Source organism: Pedobacter miscanthi (assembly GCF_003315595.1).
Lineage (GTDB): Bacteria > Bacteroidota > Bacteroidia > Sphingobacteriales > Sphingobacteriaceae > Pedobacter > Pedobacter miscanthi.
This window is the reverse complement of sequence record NZ_QNQU01000004.1, coordinates 90,268-106,988: the sequence shown is the minus strand read 5'-3', so window position 1 is coordinate 106,988 and position 16,721 is coordinate 90,268. Positions and strand designations below refer to the sequence as shown.

At 37.9% G+C, this 16,721-nt stretch carries 21 protein-coding genes; 16 read left to right on the top strand and 5 right to left on the bottom strand.

All coding sequences use genetic code 11. The annotated features are described in order from the left end of the window. Positions 1-188 precede the first annotated feature (188 nt). The 4 genes from DRW42_RS05830 to DRW42_RS05815 form a co-directional block, all read right to left on the bottom strand. Positions 189-560 (bottom strand): VOC family protein, encoded by a 372-nt coding sequence (locus tag DRW42_RS05830; RefSeq protein WP_113947893.1) that lies wholly within the window; start codon positions 558-560, stop codon positions 189-191. A gap of 13 nt (positions 561-573) precedes the next feature. Beyond that, the gene (locus DRW42_RS05825; RefSeq protein WP_113947892.1) at positions 574-783 is read right to left on the bottom strand and encodes a helix-turn-helix domain-containing protein; all 210 of its coding nucleotides are present in this window, start codon (positions 781-783) and stop codon (positions 574-576) included. 3 nt (positions 784-786) lie between these two features. Then, positions 787-1,188, bottom strand: coding sequence for a DUF2975 domain-containing protein (locus DRW42_RS05820; RefSeq protein ID WP_208643510.1), 402 nt, complete (start codon positions 1,186-1,188; stop codon positions 787-789). A 655-nt stretch (positions 1,189-1,843) separates the two neighbouring features. Further along, a complete protein-coding gene (locus DRW42_RS05815) occupies positions 1,844-3,655 on the bottom strand; it encodes a helix-turn-helix transcriptional regulator (protein WP_113948069.1) in 1,812 nt (603 codons plus the stop codon). 255 nt (positions 3,656-3,910) lie between these two features. Here DRW42_RS05815 and DRW42_RS05810 point away from each other — a divergent pair, with 255 nt between their 5' ends. The 13 genes from DRW42_RS05810 (at position 3,911) to DRW42_RS05750 (ending at position 12,993) form a co-directional block, all read left to right on the top strand. Next, a complete protein-coding gene (locus tag DRW42_RS05810; protein WP_113948068.1) occupies positions 3,911-4,243 on the top strand; it encodes a magnetosome magnetite crystal formation protein family in 333 nt (110 codons plus the stop codon). Between the two features lie 18 nt (positions 4,244-4,261). Further along, positions 4,262-4,774: a type VI secretion system tube protein TssD gene (gene tssD / locus DRW42_RS05805; RefSeq protein ID WP_113947890.1), complete on the top strand. Its 513-nt coding sequence runs from the start codon at positions 4,262-4,264 to the stop codon at positions 4,772-4,774. After that, entirely contained in the window at positions 4,771-5,457 is a 687-nt protein-coding gene (locus tag DRW42_RS05800; protein WP_113947889.1) for a hypothetical protein, read from the top strand. Before tssD ends, DRW42_RS05800 begins: the two co-directional genes overlap by 4 nt. 11 nt (positions 5,458-5,468) lie before the next feature. Beyond that, entirely contained in the window at positions 5,469-5,876 is a 408-nt protein-coding gene (locus tag DRW42_RS05795) for a hypothetical protein (protein WP_113947888.1), read from the top strand. Positions 5,877-5,932: 56 nt separating this feature from the next. Then, a complete protein-coding gene (locus DRW42_RS05790; protein ID WP_113947887.1) occupies positions 5,933-6,385 on the top strand; it encodes a hypothetical protein in 453 nt (150 codons plus the stop codon). Between the two features lie 26 nt (positions 6,386-6,411). Next, a complete protein-coding gene (locus tag DRW42_RS05785; RefSeq protein ID WP_147243672.1) occupies positions 6,412-6,837 on the top strand; it encodes a hypothetical protein in 426 nt (141 codons plus the stop codon). A 47-nt stretch (positions 6,838-6,884) separates the two neighbouring features. Then, positions 6,885-7,310: a lipocalin family protein gene (locus DRW42_RS05780; protein WP_113947885.1), complete on the top strand. Its 426-nt coding sequence runs from the start codon at positions 6,885-6,887 to the stop codon at positions 7,308-7,310. 58 nt (positions 7,311-7,368) lie between these two features. Continuing rightward, on the top strand, positions 7,369-7,779 hold the full coding sequence (locus DRW42_RS05775) for a hypothetical protein (RefSeq protein ID WP_113947884.1): 411 nt from the start codon (positions 7,369-7,371) through the stop codon (positions 7,777-7,779). Positions 7,780-7,970: 191 nt separating this feature from the next. Beyond that, positions 7,971-8,459 (top strand): hypothetical protein, encoded by a 489-nt coding sequence (locus DRW42_RS05770; RefSeq protein WP_113948067.1) that lies wholly within the window; start codon positions 7,971-7,973, stop codon positions 8,457-8,459. A gap of 74 nt (positions 8,460-8,533) precedes the next feature. Then, positions 8,534-10,756 carry a DKNYY domain-containing protein gene (locus tag DRW42_RS05765; protein WP_113947883.1) on the top strand — a complete coding sequence of 741 codons (2,223 nt, stop codon included), beginning with the start codon at positions 8,534-8,536 and terminating at the stop codon, positions 10,754-10,756. A gap of 48 nt (positions 10,757-10,804) precedes the next feature. Then, positions 10,805-11,464, top strand: a complete 660-nt coding sequence (locus DRW42_RS05760) for a suppressor of fused domain protein (protein ID WP_244215202.1) — start codon at positions 10,805-10,807, stop codon at positions 11,462-11,464. 76 nt (positions 11,465-11,540) lie between these two features. Beyond that, on the top strand, positions 11,541-12,095 hold the full coding sequence (locus DRW42_RS05755) for an SMI1/KNR4 family protein (protein ID WP_113947881.1): 555 nt from the start codon (positions 11,541-11,543) through the stop codon (positions 12,093-12,095). Positions 12,096-12,465: 370 nt separating this feature from the next. Next, on the top strand, positions 12,466-12,993 hold the full coding sequence (locus DRW42_RS05750; protein WP_113947880.1) for a hypothetical protein: 528 nt from the start codon (positions 12,466-12,468) through the stop codon (positions 12,991-12,993). A 40-nt stretch (positions 12,994-13,033) separates the two neighbouring features. Here DRW42_RS05750 and DRW42_RS05745 read toward each other — a convergent pair whose 3' ends face one another. Further along, positions 13,034-14,875 (bottom strand): helix-turn-helix transcriptional regulator, encoded by a 1,842-nt coding sequence (locus DRW42_RS05745; protein WP_113947879.1) that lies wholly within the window; start codon positions 14,873-14,875, stop codon positions 13,034-13,036. 229 nt (positions 14,876-15,104) lie between these two features. Here DRW42_RS05745 and DRW42_RS05740 point away from each other — a divergent pair, with 229 nt between their 5' ends. The 3 genes from DRW42_RS05740 (at position 15,105) to DRW42_RS05725 (ending at position 16,665) form a co-directional block, all read left to right on the top strand. Next, positions 15,105-15,434 carry a magnetosome magnetite crystal formation protein family gene (locus tag DRW42_RS05740; RefSeq protein WP_113947878.1) on the top strand — a complete coding sequence of 110 codons (330 nt, stop codon included), beginning with the start codon at positions 15,105-15,107 and terminating at the stop codon, positions 15,432-15,434. A 37-nt stretch (positions 15,435-15,471) separates the two neighbouring features. After that, positions 15,472-15,972: a hypothetical protein gene (locus tag DRW42_RS28700; protein WP_158544284.1), complete on the top strand. Its 501-nt coding sequence runs from the start codon at positions 15,472-15,474 to the stop codon at positions 15,970-15,972. A gap of 126 nt (positions 15,973-16,098) precedes the next feature. Beyond that, complete coding sequence (locus DRW42_RS05725) at positions 16,099-16,665, top strand: hypothetical protein (protein ID WP_113947875.1); 567 nt, start codon at positions 16,099-16,101, stop codon at positions 16,663-16,665. Positions 16,666-16,721: the final 56 nt, after the last annotated feature.

Sequence of the window (16,721 nt, the reverse complement as noted above, 5' to 3'; positions counted from 1 at the left end):
GACTCAACTCAAGGATAACAACTTAATAAAATGTACATCATCCCGACCGAAACGAAGTGGAGAGATCTATCTCGAGACAGATTTAGCTTCGCTGAACACTTAGGTGGTCCTCGGGTATGCTACCCATGTAAAATCGGGACAAGTAACTCCACTCGAGATGACGACTTGTGGAGTTTCATTTCGATCCCTTATTTTCTTTGCTTCAACTGAAAAACGTTGCCTTCGGGATCTTCGCCATCACAAAGCCAATAGTTATAATCAGGAAAGGTTTTGATTTCATTGATCAGCGTTTTTTCGCTGAGCAGGTAATCTCTTACCGCATTAATATCATCCACTTCAAAAACAAGCTTGGTATTGCTGTCGGATTTGAAAGGTTCCTTACTTTTATACTGATCGCCAATTTTATGAAGTGCGATATTACAGTTGCCCGCTTTTAACAGCAGCCATTCTGATCGGGTTTCTTCCAGAATCTCCAATTCTAAAATATCGACGTAAAAAGATTTTAAAAGCGTTACATCCTGTACAAAAAGGATGATGGTATCTAAGTTAAGTTTCAGCATCAAATTTATTAATTTATACTTTTTCCCTGTATTCCAAAATATCTGCCGGCTGGCAATCGAGTGCCCGGCATATCGCATCGAGTGTACTAAAACGCATGGCTTTTGCTTTTCCTGTTTTGAGTATGGAAAGATTGGCCAGGGTTAAACACACTTTTTCGGAAAGCTCATTTAATGACATTTTACGTTTAGCCATCATCACATCCAGATTCACTATTATCGGCATAAATTATATGGTTAACTCATTTTCTGTCTGCATTTCAATCCCTTTCTTAAAAACCTGTGCAATTACAAACAGTGCAACGCTGATAAACAACCAGGTATCGCCGCCGCCCAAAGCCTTAAGATCAGCAATATGTGCGCCTTTATTAACCAACCACCCGGCATAATTTAATCCCCACATAGAAAACAATCCGATTAAAAAAGCGGCATAAGCTATTTTAAAAATAAAGTTCCTTACACCGTTATTAAATGGCTGCTCCATGCTTAATTTTTTATCGTATAAAAGTTTAACAATCAGGTAAAATAACCAGGCTTTTACAACGGCAACAATGCTGAGCAGCAGTATCTCCACAAAAAAATGTCCGCGATCGTACTGAAAGAGTGCAGCAAGATCTACCTGTTGCCACAAACGATCTACAACTGTTGGTTTCAGCAGGGTAAAAATGGCTGTTACGATAAAGCCTCCTGCCTGGATGCATAAACCAACAAATATAATCCACGAAAGGATGTGTAATACTTTAAGTATCTGCGGTGTACCAGCTTTCTTAATTCTATAATTTGATTAATAATACCAAACAAAAATAATAATATTTATCGAAAAACAATAAATATTTATTTTTTATTAATCGTTTATGATTCATGAATAAAATTGACAGAATAAGCGGACAAAATTTAATTGTTATAAAATACACAAAGCAATCATTTTCAATAATCTGGTTGAAAACATAAATTTTTTATTCATTTTAGCTTTAGGTCGGCATTATTTTTGTTACAAAGGCTGGTATGAAAAGGAAAGATATAGTCAGTGCGCTCTTAGGTATATTGATTATGGCCATCACTTATTGGGTGTTGTTCTACCAGCTCTCTCCCAGGGAGCATAAACCGGTTAAAACATTTTCTTCCATCTCCCATCCTAAAAATTTCGGATAGATGTATATTTCACTAAACAGTAGGTAGATTTTGGCCAGACATTTTTCGCCTTATCTTAATTTATTTCGGATGTCCGCATCTGACACTACAGGATAAAACAGACAGGACTTTGGACTATAGACCAAAGATTCCACCTATCCTATATTTTGTAAAAAGAGGTTCAGGTCTTCATCTTTACCCAAGCCCAACTTTTGTTTGAGGCGGTAACGGCTCATGCGCACACTTTTGGGTTCGATTCCTAACCGGATAGAAACTTCCTTATTTGATAATCCCATCAACATGTACGAACAGTATTTTAAATCGAGACGGGTAAGTGTATAATTGGCTTTTTGCTGTAAACGTTCGAAAAAAGCAGGATTAGTATCAAAAAAATCAGCTTTGTATTCTTCAAAATCCTTATCCATTTTTTTCTGCTGGTTGATTACTTTCTTAATCTGATCATCAAGCGAGAGGTCACTTTCATTGTTCACTTTGCCAGACAGGAGTTCTAAAAGCTCGTTTTTTTCTTCGATCTGTAAATTTCCTGCCAAAACCTCCCTTTCTAACCTATCCTGCCGCTCTTTAAGCAATGCCTGCTCGGCCTGCAACTGCAAAGCTTCGGCTTCTTTTAACTGCGCCTTTAATTCTGCAGCATCTTTTTGCTGGTCAATCAATTCCTGTTTACGTACCGAGGCCTTAAGTTTGTAGTTGTAAGAAATTAACAGAAAAAGTAGTGCTGCTATGCCCGTAAGTCCGGAAATAATATAAAAAATATTGAGTTTTTTGGTATAAGCGGTCTGTTGATGCAGATAGGCAATTTCCTGTTCCTTCTTTTCAGATTGGTATTCTGCCTCTATGCTGATGGTGTTGTTTATTTTTTCTTCATCAAAGGCTTTTTTATAAAAGGCTACATACTGTTTTAAATAATTAAGTGCCGCTCTATTGTCGCCTTTTTTCTCTGCGATATTCGACAATCCCTGGTATATCCTGGCCTGTGTAAGCGGCATTTTTACTACACCATCGGCTATTTTGCCCAAACCTGCCAATAATATTTTCTCTGCCTGATCGTAATTTCCATCACGCAGGGCATATTCACTTTTTAAGCCATAACTATTTAATAAAACCTCCTGCAGATTGGTTTTTGTAGCAATTTCAATAGCAATATCTACATATTTCTCTGCACTATCGCGATAACTTGCCGGAAAATACTGAAAATAGGTATTGGCGGTATTGAGGGCAACCGCAGCAGTATTACTGTAAATCAGTAAACGCCCTTCCTGTTTTTTAGAAAGTATAAGTGCTTTTTTATAGGTTAACAACGCAGAATCTAACAGATTCCTTTTGGTGGTATCCAGCTTAAAACGATCAAAATAAGTTTGTCCGATGGTAAAATAGGCGTTATTCAAAACATCTACCTGTTTACTTTTAATAGCAGTTTGATAACATAAGGCAGCATATTTTTCCTGTTTAGCAGGATTGTTGCCGTAACCGTAAAAACTGGCCAGATAATGGTATACCATACTTTCATACTCATAAGCATCCTGACCTTTAAAGTAGTCGATTGCTTTAAGGAGTTTGGTTGTGGCTTTATCATTTTCATCATTAATCAGGTCAAGCCATCCGTTACGGAACCACACAAAACCTAAAGCAACACGATCTTTGGTTTTACTGCTGTAATACAGGGCACTATCACGACTTTGATAGGCGTGTTTCAGGTCTTTTTTCCAAACATAAAGGTGAATAAGTGTTGCAAATATCACAGCCTTGCTTTTTCCATCCTTTAATCCTGTGCTAAGCTTTAGTGCCTCATCCGTTTGTCTAAATGAAAGCGGAAGGTTTTTTTCGAAATTGGCCCGCGCCATTTTGCAAAGAATTTTTATACGCTCCTCTTTAGCAAGGCTTTTGTGATGAAGCAGGCTGCCCAATGAATCGAGATATATTTTTTGAGCTTCTGCAACCCTGAGCATGATAAGGAGACAGAATGTGGTAATCAATAGTGTTTTCAGTGGTAGCTGCATATTCAAAAATAGAAAAAAGAAACATGGTTATAAAAGCAGATTTACAACAAATAACTGAAATATAACCATTTAAACGCTTGTTGTAGACTCCTTGTAGTCGCTTTTTGCTAAACAGGTAGTTGCTGTGTAGTCTTTGTTTTCTTGGCTAAAGGTTTAAGCCCCGGTAATTTTGAGTTATCAATTCATCAACAAAAATTTAATCCTATGAAACAGAAAACAATGGCAATTGTAGCCTACATTACATTTATCGGTTGGATCATTTCTTACCTCGAATTTAAAAAGTCAGCAGAAAAAAGCAAACTGGTTAACTACCATCTTGGTCAATCGCTCGGACTGATCATTACTTCTATCCTACTCAGTATTGCAAGTGGTGTTATCCTGGCCATTATCCCGTCCTTGGGCGCCGTATTTTATCTTATTTTATTAATTCCTTTTGTATTGTTATTGCTCGGCATAATAGCAGCCAATAATGAACTGGAAAAGCCCGTTCCACTGATTGGAAAAATATTCGAAGGAAAATTCAATTTCGCTACTTAACATCAAAAAACATCTCCTATGAAAACAAAATGGTATAGCCGGGCAATAACTTTATTGTTATTGTTATGTGCGTTTAGTGCAGTTGCACAGGATGAAGCACAGGCAGAAATCGAATTAAAGTTAACAGATAAAAGTACCAATACAAGCCACAATTATAAACTTTATGGCGCCAGCTATTCATTAAACAGTCCTTTTTACTCACCAGATGAAGGCAAAATTATAAATAACGGCAGCTGCAGTATCACTATGGAACTTGGCCAGGCACCTGATGCATTTTTATTGAAATGGATGGCCGGAGGGCTGAAAAATACATCAGGCGAGATTACAATGGCAACGATTAACGATATCAAAAAACTTCGGAAAATGGCTTTTACCGATGGCCAGGTTGCCGCATCGTCCGAAAGCTTTTACAGTACCAATGGCAGCACCTCTCCACAGCTTAGTTTTTATGTTAAAACGCTTGCCATTGATGGAACCACGGTATTTTCTCCACAAAAACAACCAGTGAGTAACAGTAAAAACATGTTATGATTATCTTTTACCGTAAAATAGAGCAACCCATTTTTGAGGAAAAGTTAAACAATTTTTCCAACCCCGGGCTGTATTCGTCCGATTATATCGTATTGGTGGTTTACCAGTTGCACCAGTCTACAGGCTTTGGTTATACCGTGTTTAACAAAGTTAGAAGTGTTTATTTTGACGGCGGAAGCAACCGGGAAATTCCCCGCCGGCAGTGGACTGAAGAAATGAAAAGCCATGCCCAAATGCGTGAAAACACTGTAGCACGGGACCCAAAAAGTTTACGTTATACCCCGTTTGGAAAAGTTTTTATTGCTTTTACCCTGATTGTTTTTTTAACGGCTGGCATTTTAGCGGTGAGAACAATTTCTAACCGGAAGAAAGAGCAAAAGCAGGAAGCGCAATTAACGGTGCCGCCCCGGCAGGGAGACCTTTATTACGGCTATTTTATACAGAACAATGCAACGGGTGCGGCTTCAAAAATGTTGTGGACGTGGATCCGCGTGGATAAAATAGAAGGCACTACATACCTGATATCAATTAATAAAAACAGAACCGAAAACGAGTTATCCCAGGATCAACCAGATCAAGGATTTAACGAAACACCAATCCGGGCAGAATTTACCACCGGAGCCATCCCAGGCTTTAAAAGCATTGATAATGGTTTTAATTTTTTTGCTAAAAAAAAACATTAAGCTTTATGATAATGAAAAAACTGATGATTGCAATGCTTTTTATGATATCTCTGGTAGCCATATCAGGCTGCAAAAAGGACGAATTTTCAGAAGAAACAGTTCGCAAAAAAATTTTGGGCAAATGGAAATTTATTTCAGAAGAAGGCCAGTCTGATTTTGCATCACCAGGTGAAGTGAAACTTTTAATTATATATGGCAAACCTGGCGATTACTTCCTTTTTGATACTGAAGGAAAATTAACCTATGTGCTGTATGCAGCAAAAAACACTACTAACTACACTATTGAAGGTAACGGCCAGATTAAGTTCGACGATAACTACTACACCATTGATAAACTAACTGACGATAAATTGAAACTGAGTATCCGCAAAAACAATTACGATGATACCCAAACAATATCCTACAACTTTACCAAATAGAGACATTAACGAAATGTAAAATCGAAAGGAGCAATAAATACACAACGCTTATGAATATGAAAAAATATAAAATAACAGTGCTGTTTGCAATGATTACAGCACTTGTACTAACCAATACCGGCTGTAAAAAAGATGAGGTTACCGATAATGGGGATACTTCGGTAGCCAGGTTGCAGGGTAAATGGGAAGCTACCCAATCGATAGAAAGAGAATACGAAAAAGATAGTAACAAACTCGTATCTGAAGAAATAACGCCCTATCCGGCCAATAGCCGCACCATAGAATATAAGGATAAAAACATTTCCTACTATCGCAGCGGGCAACTAAGAGATACTTATTCCTATGCCATTATCGGTACAGAAATAAGGTTAAGGGAAGGTAACGCGGGGATATACTATCAGTTAAAATTCTATTCAGATACCCGGCATTCGCATATTGAGGAAAGTTTTTACAGCACCAACAAGGTAAAAATGAGAAGTACGTTCGAAACCATCTATGTAAAAAAATAAATAAGGATAAATAAAAAGCAAAACACATGAAAAGATATATGTTAACCGTTTTGGTAGGCCTTATGGTGATTACCAGTTGTAAAAAAGAAAAACTAAACGAAAATGAAGCCAGCAATCAGAAGCTGCAGGGTAAATGGCTGGTTACCAATCTAAAAAGCACTACTTTACAAAATGGCAAGGTGGTGGAGAATGAAGAAAAACCTGATGGCAAGATGATATTCGAATTTTCGGGTAACAGGCTAAACTTAACAGAAGGTAACAATGTGATCGGGAATTACAGTTACGTGATAGAAGCCAATGAGATTGTACTCCGTGAGGATGGCAGTGAAGCTGTTTTTTTTAAATACAATTTCGATTCTGACACACAATTATCACTGAAACAGAGTGAAACCGTAACGCAAAACAACATTACCTACGAAGAATCGCAAACGTATGTATTGACGAAAATGTAAAATCAAAGCTTTTATTCAACCATAGCAATACACTAATAACGATTATTATGAAACTAAGAAAATATAATATTGCCATGCTCTTTACATTTTTAACAGCGCTGGTATTTACAGCTGCCAGTTGTAAAAAAGATAAAAGTACAGATCCGGAAGTTACCACCCAGACTAAAATACAGGGCCGCTGGAATGTTACATCAATAACAGAGGAGACCACTACACCCCCACAGCCTGCAAAAAGCGTTATACATGAGGGTAAACCTGGCTATTATTTCGATTTCAGGGCAGATGGTACCGCGAAAACAAATGTTGAGGGAGATGAAGAAACGCCTTATTCGGTAAAAAGTAACAGCACTATATTTAACCTGTTTGGGCAGGATTATGATATTGATGAATTTACCGATAATAAGCTGGTGTTTAGTGCAGGCAGCAACCGCGATGGCACAACCTACAAAATCATTTTTAGCCTGGGCAGGTAAATAACACGCAGTAAGCCGGTTAACAATAATCAGATATTATCTATAAAACCTTTACGCTATGAAAACTTTGCAAATAGTATGTCTGCTAGGCATCATTACCCTGGGTTATACTGCCTGTAAAAAAGATAAAATGCCTGAAAAAACCAATCAGGAAAAAATTATTGGCAAGTGGAACTATATATCGCAGGCAAATGAAACCACGATCCCGCCAAATCCGACGAAAACCACAACTAAGCCAGGCAAACCTGGTGATTACTGGAGTTTTGCGGCTGATGGAAAAATATATTATGTAATGAATGCAAGTGCTGAAAAAAGCCTTGGTTACAACTTTAACAGCGATACTGAAATAAGCATAAGTGGCGAAGGTGCCTTTACCATATCCGAACTGGGCGAAACCCGTATGATATTGCGCAGAACCGATGAAGAAAGTAATAACCGCTACTCAACAACCATTACTTTAACCAGATAAAGATGCCTTTGTTCAGCAAAGAACTTTATATCCGGATAGTTGCAAATTACTGAGGTAAAAAGGTACCAGTGCAAAGCTGATTGATGAAATAGAAGAAGATCAAATTGAATTACACTTCTAATTTCCCGGAAGAGATAATAGTTAATCAAACATCAAAGGGTGCTTCCTGTTAATTAATAACTATGACCGATATGGAAATAATAAATGAAGTTAACTTAACGCTTTTTGCAGACTATTTTCAATTTTATATACAGGATGAAAATGCAGTCGGCGATTTGAGCGATAAATGGACGGATGAAGCTGTAAACCTTTATTTAGCAACAGCAGATGGAGCGGTTGGAATTGGTACAGTGCGGAATATGAACGTTCCGGTAAGACTGAAAATAGTTAACAGCGAGCCTCCATTTTTGGTAGACAATGGGCACGCAATCGGACAAATAAATGAGTGTGATTTAGAAGTTAGTTCAGGTAAAATTGTAGTTGCTGGTTATACAGACTATTTCCCGGATGCAAAAAGAATCGAACTTGCAAATGGTATATATAGGCTGAGGATTTATTATGGAAACCTTGATAAAATAAGTGACGACGGACTTGATGGAGAAGATTTTTATGAAATCCATTTATGGAAGACTGACAAAAAAGAAGGCATAAAAATAATCAGAAACAAACTAAACCAATAATACCAGCAAAACAAGAAGTGAATACGTAATAAACGTAACCATGCATTAAAGTTACCTAACCCCTATCTAGTTAAATGTCAGAACCAGCCGCTATCATTACCAAAATACATCTTGCTGAAACAGATTACAGGCAATTGCTTAAAAAGGCAAAAGCTTTTTTTGCAAACTGTATTTTCATCTCCTTGCAGGAACACAGCGATTATCGTGATTTTTATCTTTTCAGTTATCATAAAAAACAATTCGCTTTTTATGCTCTTGCCTGGTTTAATTATGGCAGCGATGTAAACCTCGAACTGACCGCAGAGTGGAATGTTTTTCAGCATATTTTATCTGTTCTTCCAGCATCTGCAACAGGCTATTGCATCGGCACTTATTGGGCTACTTCACCTGATGATGCCGAATATATAGATTTTTCTTACCGGATTAATAACGGAAAGGCATTAAAGTTAAATCTGGAAAGCAACGAGCTGAAAGTTGTTGGAGAAGATGCAGATATTTTTCTTTTTAAAAAAGCAGTTAATTTCAGTGATTTTAAAAGCGATCTTTTTGCAGGCCGGATGGTCGACCGTGAAATAGTTGCAGAAGTTAAATATCTGCAGCAGCAGTTTATGCTTACATTTTTAAAAAATAACCTCCATACAGCAACCTTTAGCAACCCGGTTCCGCTTGGCGAAAATTATTTTTACAACGGCAGCTACCTCTATACTTTTTACAATTACACCGAACCAAAAATTTTCGGAGATATAGATATCCATTCACTAAAAAAAACGGATTACGGTTTCTGCAACAAAAACTTTGCAGTGTTACCTAAGGGCAAGATCCCGTTAAACGGAGGTAAACTTAAAATCCTTAAAAATGGGAATGATGGATCGGTATATTACCTCACCACCTGGGCGGTTTATAATGGATTGCTCGAATTATTGCCAGAAGCAGATCCGGCAACCTTCAAACTTTTAAACCCTTATCTGGCAAGCGACAAAGATTTTTTATACCTCAACGGCCAGCCTTTTTCGAAAAATGAAGTTGGGGCATACAGGTTTGACCGCAGCGGTTATTATTATAAAGATGTAATGCTGATCGGTGAAAAAGGAATATGGATGGGCAGCAACGAAAAACTCACCAGCGTAAATGCGGCAACATTCGAAATATTGGAGTATGATAACTCCGGACTTCCGTCAGCAGGTTTGGGAAGCGGTTACCTGTTCCTCAGAAAATGTAGTGATAAACATGGTGTTTTTTTTATTTACCGGACAAATCTCTACGAACAGGTTAAAATAGAAAGAGTTCTGGATTTTGATGATTTTCTGCAGCAGCAAAAACAGCATTTCAACACTAAAAAAGATGTATCACAGGTAGAAAGACATTTAAAAACACCCAATTACGATCATAATGGTACTGCAGAAACATTTTATAATCAATTTAACCCCTGGCTTTCCGAAAATACTTCACAAAAATTAGAGCGTTATAAATCTGATCCCTGGTTTTACGATATTCTTAACAGGTATTTTAATTCCTGCTGGGAAATGTACCTGAATTTTAAGGATGTACAATATTTACAGGATGCGCGGATTATTTATGAAATGGTGCAGCAATGGTGCTGGCTCATTCCAAAGATTTTTCATACCATCGCCCGAGTTTACCTGATCTTAAATCTTGAAAAACAAGCAATGGAAGCAGTAATATCTGCTTTCCAACATCATTACACATCAATAACCGATTTATTGCAGGATATATACCTCGCCCCGCTCGAAAATGAAATAAGAACATCCCAACTGGAAGCGTATTACAATTCGATGGCTAATCAATGGAGTATGATTACCAGTGAAACCCTGCGGTGTTTTGAAGAGAGTATTCCTGAAGCGGAAAAATACAAGATAGCGCAATATCTGATTGAAAAATACATATTCTGGGATAAAAACTGGATCGTGGGTTATGCTGAACACTATGCCGAAAGAAGGGAATATTTTGAGATATGGCAAAAAATGAATGACTCTTTTATCGGAAAATATCTGTTCGTTGCCCCTACAGGCAAAATATATATTGGGATCAATCTAAACAATTATTACAGGTATATGAATTTTGAACTGCTCAACCCACTTATCCATCTCGATTTTATTGAAGCAAAATTTCATGATGCACATACAGCTAAAAATGAAGATTATATTAACGGCGCCTACAGTGCAATAAATACGGCATTTGAAAAACTGCAGAACAGCTTAACAAGCTGGGAAAACAAAAAAAATATTGTGCAGCAGGTAACCAACGGTGATATGTGGCAGCTGTTGCTCAAAAAATAAAATGGCAACATCTTTGAAGAACCGTAACCCTGAAAACTAAATTAAAAAATGATGAATCCGGAAACCTACAAACAGCAATTTACTACAGACGATACACCTGGATGGCAGTCTATCGATAATCAATTAGAAAAAATATATGGCGATACAGAAGCCCGTCACTATCCGCCATTGTGCGGAATCCATTATGCGGCGGGCGGAACCGATCCGATAGATGGTGCAAGCATTTACGATTCCAACCATCAAACTTTTCACCGGCACATCGTTAGCTATGGTATGAGCGAGCTTTATTATAACGAAGAAAAGGCAGGTGGCGAATTTAGTAAATGGGGCTTCGAATTCACTTTCAGGCTGGCACCGTTTAAAGATGATGAAAATGATCCTATCTGGGCTATAAACGTCATGAATAACCTGGCCAGATATGTTTTCTCGAGTGGTAAATGGTTTGAAGAAAATCATTTTATACCTGCCAACGGGCCGATAAGGTTAAATACCGACACGGAAATAACAGGCTTTGTTTTTGCTTTAGATCCAGAACTGGGCAAAATAGAAACGCCACATGGCGAGGTAAGCTTTCTGCAATTAGTGGGTATTACCGATACTGAAGTTGAACAGCTCAAAAAGAGCCCCACAATAGGTGCAGTAAGTGAATTGATCGACAGATTGAAAGAAAGTAACCCATTGTTAATAACCGATTTGAACAGAAAATAAAGCTATATCCTATAAAACATGTCACGGAGCTGGTAATGTTAAATGAAATGTTATTAAACCTAAACAAGGAATAATTATGAATACCTACGAAAAAATACTTCAGGGCATACCAAGCCAGGTGGCTATTCCGGCTGCGCTCGAAAAATTATGTAACTGGACGGACGAAAACGGTTACCCCATTAGCGGATATTTTGAATTAAGGGCCGACGATGGAGCTACAATGCAGTATTGGCTTGGTTTCAATAACGTGTCAGACCGGTTCGGAATATTTGGTGCCGGTGGAGACGGCTCGTTGTATGCATTTTGGATTGACGATGAGAACAATCAAAAAATAGTTCATTTGGGTTCAGAAGGCGGGGAGTTGTACATTCTGGCCGAAAACTTTATAGATTTCCTGAGACTTTTAGCTATAGGATACGATGAAATTGGATTTGCTGATTTAAGTATGGCCATAGAAGAGTGGAATACAGCAATCGGGCAGGAAAAAGACGCGGGCATTAACCCAAAATTCAGGGCCTGGGTGGAAAAAGAATTTAATGTTCAGGTACCTGTAAGGGGAAGCGAAATCGCTGATTTTAATAACGTAGCATTTAAAAACTGGATTGAAGAACAGGTAACAAAATATGCGTAGTGATCAGGTTTTAGCTGCAGGCGAATAAGGTATAGGTTTAATACATTAACAGGCACACCTTTTCATTACGACTAATCAAAATTCATCAGTGAAAAACCACCAGCAGAAAATACTGTTCTCCATCTTATCATACTCGCAACATGCGATAAAGGAATTGGCGATGGCGACAAGGCAGCGGGCTCATGAAATTATGAATACTATTACCAGAAAGGCTTATTGATTTTCGCCTGCGAAAAACGCCTTTACATCAAAAATAACAGATTTTGATCAATTATATAAGTGTTTAAAATAAGATTACTAATAACCGTAAGCAGATAGTAATAAGTTCACTATTTTAAAAGTACATAACCTTGAAAATAAGATAAAACCTATGAAACAGAAACGCATCCTTTTAGCCATACTGATATTGATGATGGCTTCCTGTCAGTCTAAAAAAGCAGCAAATCTGAAAACTGTATTCGAACAGAAAGACCGGGCAGTATTCAATGTCATGGTGGGCAAAAACGGTCCAAGCGACCGGAAGCTGGCATGTTTAACTATGGGTGATTACAAATGTGCTTTACGGGAAATAGATGCAGAGGAACGAGCTTTTGATAAAATTATTGGTGAAATAAATGCGCTTCGAACCGGAGACATTAAACATGGCAACGAGCTAAAAACTGCAGCAGCCAATTATTATACTGCGGTTAAAGAACTGGAAATTTCTGAACGTTTCACTATTGCCCAGCAACTGATAAGCCAAAACAAGGCAAATACCGAAGCCGTACGCGATGCTGCCACACACAAGCAGCTACAGTTATCAAAGGATAAAATGGAAATGCATAAAATCATCAGTAAAAAAGAGCAGTTATATGCCGATGCAAAAAAGAAATTTGATTCGGTTAACCATTTGGATTAGCTCTTTAATGTTTTGACGCATTTAAAACTGCTGACTAAAACTATCCTATATCCTGCAAAAACAGATTCAGGTCTTCTTCCTTGCCAAGCCCTAGTTTTTGTTTAATACGGTAACGGCTCATGCGCACACTTTTGGCCTCCACATGCATCAGCTGCGCAATTTTTTTGGTATCCATTTTTAAATGCAGGTAAGCACATAATTTTAGGTCGAGGGCAGTTAATTTCTGCTGTGCCCTCTGGTTGAGCAACGAGAAAAATTCGGGATGTACCTGCTGGATCTGAAATTTTGCTTCTTCAAAATCATTGTCCAAAAGTAGTTCCTCGTTCCATATTTTATTGATATTGAGTTGTGGCGCAACGCCCAGTTTTTCTTTGATCTGGAAAAGCATTTCCTTTTTGTGCTCCAGCTGAAGCTGGTTGGCCATTACTTCTTTCTGCAGTTGCTGCTGCTGGCTTTCCAGCAATTGCTGTTCGGCTTTTAACCTTGCCTTTTCTTCCTTTTCGAGTTTCATCTGTAGTTCTGCATCCTGTTTCTCCAGGTTCAGTTGTTTTTCGCGCTGTAGCGAGTACCTCAACCTGAAATGATAAGAACGGAACATAAATATCAACCCCAGCAAAGAGGCAATAGCAATACCAATGTACAGATACTTTTGCTGCCGGGCGTATTTTTCACTTTGTTTTAATAGCTTTACTTCATTGTTTTTTTTTTCGGCCTCGTACTGTACTTCCAGTTTTTGGGCATTTAACGTACGTTTTTCATCAAAAAATTTGTTGCTGTATTCTGTTGCTTTTTTCTGGAATTCGAGGGCCTTTTCATAACTTCCGCGCTCTTCATAAAAATTCGACAATGCGGTTACCACAGTAATCATGGTTGAATAATAGGGCACTTTCTTGCTTTTAAGTACACTATAAGCTTCCTGCAAATAAGCCTCTGCCATAATAAAGTTTTTATCCCTTTTGGCATATTCGCTTAAAATGCCCAGCCCACTCGCCCTGATCTCTTCGCCATTTATAGCCGCTTTCATCACTTCGTTGGCCAAACCGGCATAACGTATGGCATTAGCCTTTGCCTGCAGATCGGTATCTGAGAAATAACGAAGGTAGTAATCTGCACTATTGATACAGGACATGGCATAGGTTTTCCGCGCAACATATTTTGGATACTCCCGGTAAAGCCCCTGTGTTTTATTTAAATAATAGATAATGCTATCCCTAAATAATTCGTTTTTACTACCGGCATAATTGTAATCTGCAGCAATTGATAAAGCGATATAACAATTGCCCAATAAATTATAATCATTGGTTTTTAAAGCGTTTCCGGCAGCAGCCCGGGCATATTTATTTACATTTTTAACGTCATCCCTGCGCGAGCTGAGCATATATAACTGGTAATATAACTTGGCACTGAGGTATGGATCGTCTTTTTTACCTAACGATTTAAGTGCCAGCTGGCAGTATTTAGTTACTTCCTCGGCATTATCAATGGCATTATAAAAAAGTGCCTGCGCATAATAAGCATAAGCCAGGGCAACAGGCTGCTTCGATTTTTGGGCAAGTGATAAAGTAGTATCGCTTACATTTTTTGATAATACAAACTGCTTAGTTGTAGCATATACACTTACCTGTACCGCGTAAGCTTTTGTAGCCTCGCTAATATTTTTGGATTTTATTGCCAGGGCCATGCTTTCTCTGGCTTTGGCAATGGCAGCATCGTATTCGCCGTTAATCCTGCTTCGCTCTGCCAGTTGCGTAAGCAGGGCCGGTTTATCTTGATCACTTAGTTTATCGAGCGCGGTACTGTCTAACAAGGTTTGTGCACCCGCCCGAAAGGTAAGTAGAGTAATGGCTAAAAGAAATATTTTTCTAAAGATAGGATGCTTCATATTGTAAAATTAACATAAAGATTGATCCGTAGATGAAGTTGTAGACGAAAAACAAAAATTATTAAAATAAATAACAACCTGACAATCAAGACATTAAATACAATTGTAGATGTATTGTAGACGTTTTTTAACCAAACTGTAGATGCTCTGTAGGCACTGAAACCTTTAAAATCCTAAGCATTAGCCCCAACTTTGGATCAACAAATTTTTCACCTAAAAAACATTTATCATGAACAACAAATCTCTTGCAATTATTTCGTACATCACCATTATTGGCTGGCTGGTAGCTTATTTTATTGGAAAAGATAAAGCCGATGCATTGCTTAAATATCATTTAAGACAATCGTTAGGACTGGCCATTGTAAACATCATCTTTGGCATTGTTCTCAATATCATTGCATTTACAGTACCTGCTTTATCTTTTTTAGGCCTTATCGGCTACGTGTTTATTGTGCTATGGATCATGGGCATCATTAATGCTGCAAACGGCGCATTAAAACCTGTTCCGCTTATCGGTAAAATGTTCGAAGAAAAATATTCTCCAGCAGATAAATACTAAGATGTTTATGCGCCTCAACTTCAAAAATGTCATGCTAATGGTGATGGTTTTAACCATCACCGCATGCGAATTCTCGTTGAATACGCCGGAAGAGTATTTTGACCGTGTGGCCCTAAATACCAATTCTATATCGCGTTTTGGTGGCGAGTATTTTAAAACTTATCTGAAATATATCAAAAGCGGCGTAAATACACCTGATTTTAACACCTGCGAAAAATACCTGGAAAACAATTCGATTGCAAGGGTAGAACAGAACATCACCAAGATAAAGGATATGCGGCCAACTAAAAAAACCAGACCAATGATTGATGCAGCGCTTGATCTGTATGCCTTTGTATTGAAAAGTTATCAAACCGATCACCTCAAAATTGCTAAAATGATCGATGAGCATGCACCCGAAGCCGAAATTAATAATGCAATAATCGAACTGAATAATAAAAGTTATGATTCCTTTGTACAGAAATACAATAAGCTTTGGGATATTGCCGATGTATATGCGAAAGATAACGGAATCGAAGTAAAAAAGATGCCTTTTTAATAATTGCAATTTCATTCAATCATTCATTAATTCTACATTCCATCACTCAATCATTCCCCCATTCAATCATTCCCACATTCAATCACTCAATCATTCCATTATTCATTAATTCTAATTCACCTACCTATGATCAACATTACAGCATTTAAAGAAAATTTAGGGCTCAACGAGATTCCTGTTGAACTGGAAAAACTGATTTACTTTCAGAACAATATTTCCGCATTCGAAAATTACAGCAATGGCTTTGGTGTTTTAATCGATAATAAATTGGGCTTAAAAAGCTGGAGCGAAGATGAAGAATTCTTAAACCGATTATTGCCTTTTGCACAGGCCAATGGCACAGGATCTTTTTATACGATATGGAACGATGGAAGTAACCAGTCTTTAAACCAGATGCCTATTGTGGTTTTCGGAGATGAAGGCGGTGTTCATGTAGTTGCGGAAAACATTTTACAGCTTTTGCACCTGCTCACTTACGATGCCGAAATCTGGGTTGAATTTGACCAGGCCTATTTTTTTAAGAATAAAAACAGCTACGAAGAAAGTGAAGACCTGGATCAGTATTTAAAATGGATGAAAGGCGATTACCACCTCAACCAGATTGAAGAGCCTAACGCATTAATTAAAACCGCACAGGAAAAACACAAAGAAAATTTCGACAAATGGTTTGGACAGTATTTTAATGAAGATTAAAAATATACGCGATGATACAGGAAATCAATCCTGCATTTTACACCGCTATGGACCAG

Coding starts and splice junctions, on each gene's coding strand:
- DRW42_RS05790 (WP_113947887.1), top strand. CDS start 5,933: ATGAAAAAATATAAAATAACAGTGCTGTTTGCAATGATTACAGCACTT.
- DRW42_RS05770 (WP_113948067.1), top strand. CDS start 7,971: ATGGAAATAATAAATGAAGTTAACTTAACGCTTTTTGCAGACTATTTT.
- DRW42_RS05830 (WP_113947893.1), bottom strand. CDS start 560: ATGCTGAAACTTAACTTAGATACCATCATCCTTTTTGTACAGGATGTA.
- DRW42_RS05825 (WP_113947892.1), bottom strand. CDS start 783: ATGCCGATAATAGTGAATCTGGATGTGATGATGGCTAAACGTAAAATG.
- DRW42_RS05750 (WP_113947880.1), top strand. CDS start 12,466: ATGAAACAGAAACGCATCCTTTTAGCCATACTGATATTGATGATGGCT.
- DRW42_RS05755 (WP_113947881.1), top strand. CDS start 11,541: ATGAATACCTACGAAAAAATACTTCAGGGCATACCAAGCCAGGTGGCT.
- DRW42_RS05815 (WP_113948069.1), bottom strand. CDS start 3,655: ATGCTCAGGGTTGCAGAAGCTCAAAAAATATATCTCGATTCATTGGGC.
- DRW42_RS05795 (WP_113947888.1), top strand. CDS start 5,469: ATGAAAAAACTGATGATTGCAATGCTTTTTATGATATCTCTGGTAGCC.
- DRW42_RS05810 (WP_113948068.1), top strand. CDS start 3,911: ATGAAACAGAAAACAATGGCAATTGTAGCCTACATTACATTTATCGGT.
- DRW42_RS05800 (WP_113947889.1), top strand. CDS start 4,771: ATGATTATCTTTTACCGTAAAATAGAGCAACCCATTTTTGAGGAAAAG.
- tssD (WP_113947890.1), top strand. CDS start 4,262: ATGAAAACAAAATGGTATAGCCGGGCAATAACTTTATTGTTATTGTTA.
- DRW42_RS05780 (WP_113947885.1), top strand. CDS start 6,885: ATGAAACTAAGAAAATATAATATTGCCATGCTCTTTACATTTTTAACA.
- DRW42_RS05775 (WP_113947884.1), top strand. CDS start 7,369: ATGAAAACTTTGCAAATAGTATGTCTGCTAGGCATCATTACCCTGGGT.
- DRW42_RS05785 (WP_147243672.1), top strand. CDS start 6,412: ATGAAAAGATATATGTTAACCGTTTTGGTAGGCCTTATGGTGATTACC.
- DRW42_RS05760 (WP_244215202.1), top strand. CDS start 10,805: ATGATGAATCCGGAAACCTACAAACAGCAATTTACTACAGACGATACA.
- DRW42_RS05765 (WP_113947883.1), top strand. CDS start 8,534: ATGTCAGAACCAGCCGCTATCATTACCAAAATACATCTTGCTGAAACA.
- DRW42_RS05740 (WP_113947878.1), top strand. CDS start 15,105: ATGAACAACAAATCTCTTGCAATTATTTCGTACATCACCATTATTGGC.
- DRW42_RS05745 (WP_113947879.1), bottom strand. CDS start 14,875: ATGAAGCATCCTATCTTTAGAAAAATATTTCTTTTAGCCATTACTCTA.
- DRW42_RS28700 (WP_158544284.1), top strand. CDS start 15,472: ATGGTGATGGTTTTAACCATCACCGCATGCGAATTCTCGTTGAATACG.
- DRW42_RS05725 (WP_113947875.1), top strand. CDS start 16,099: ATGATCAACATTACAGCATTTAAAGAAAATTTAGGGCTCAACGAGATT.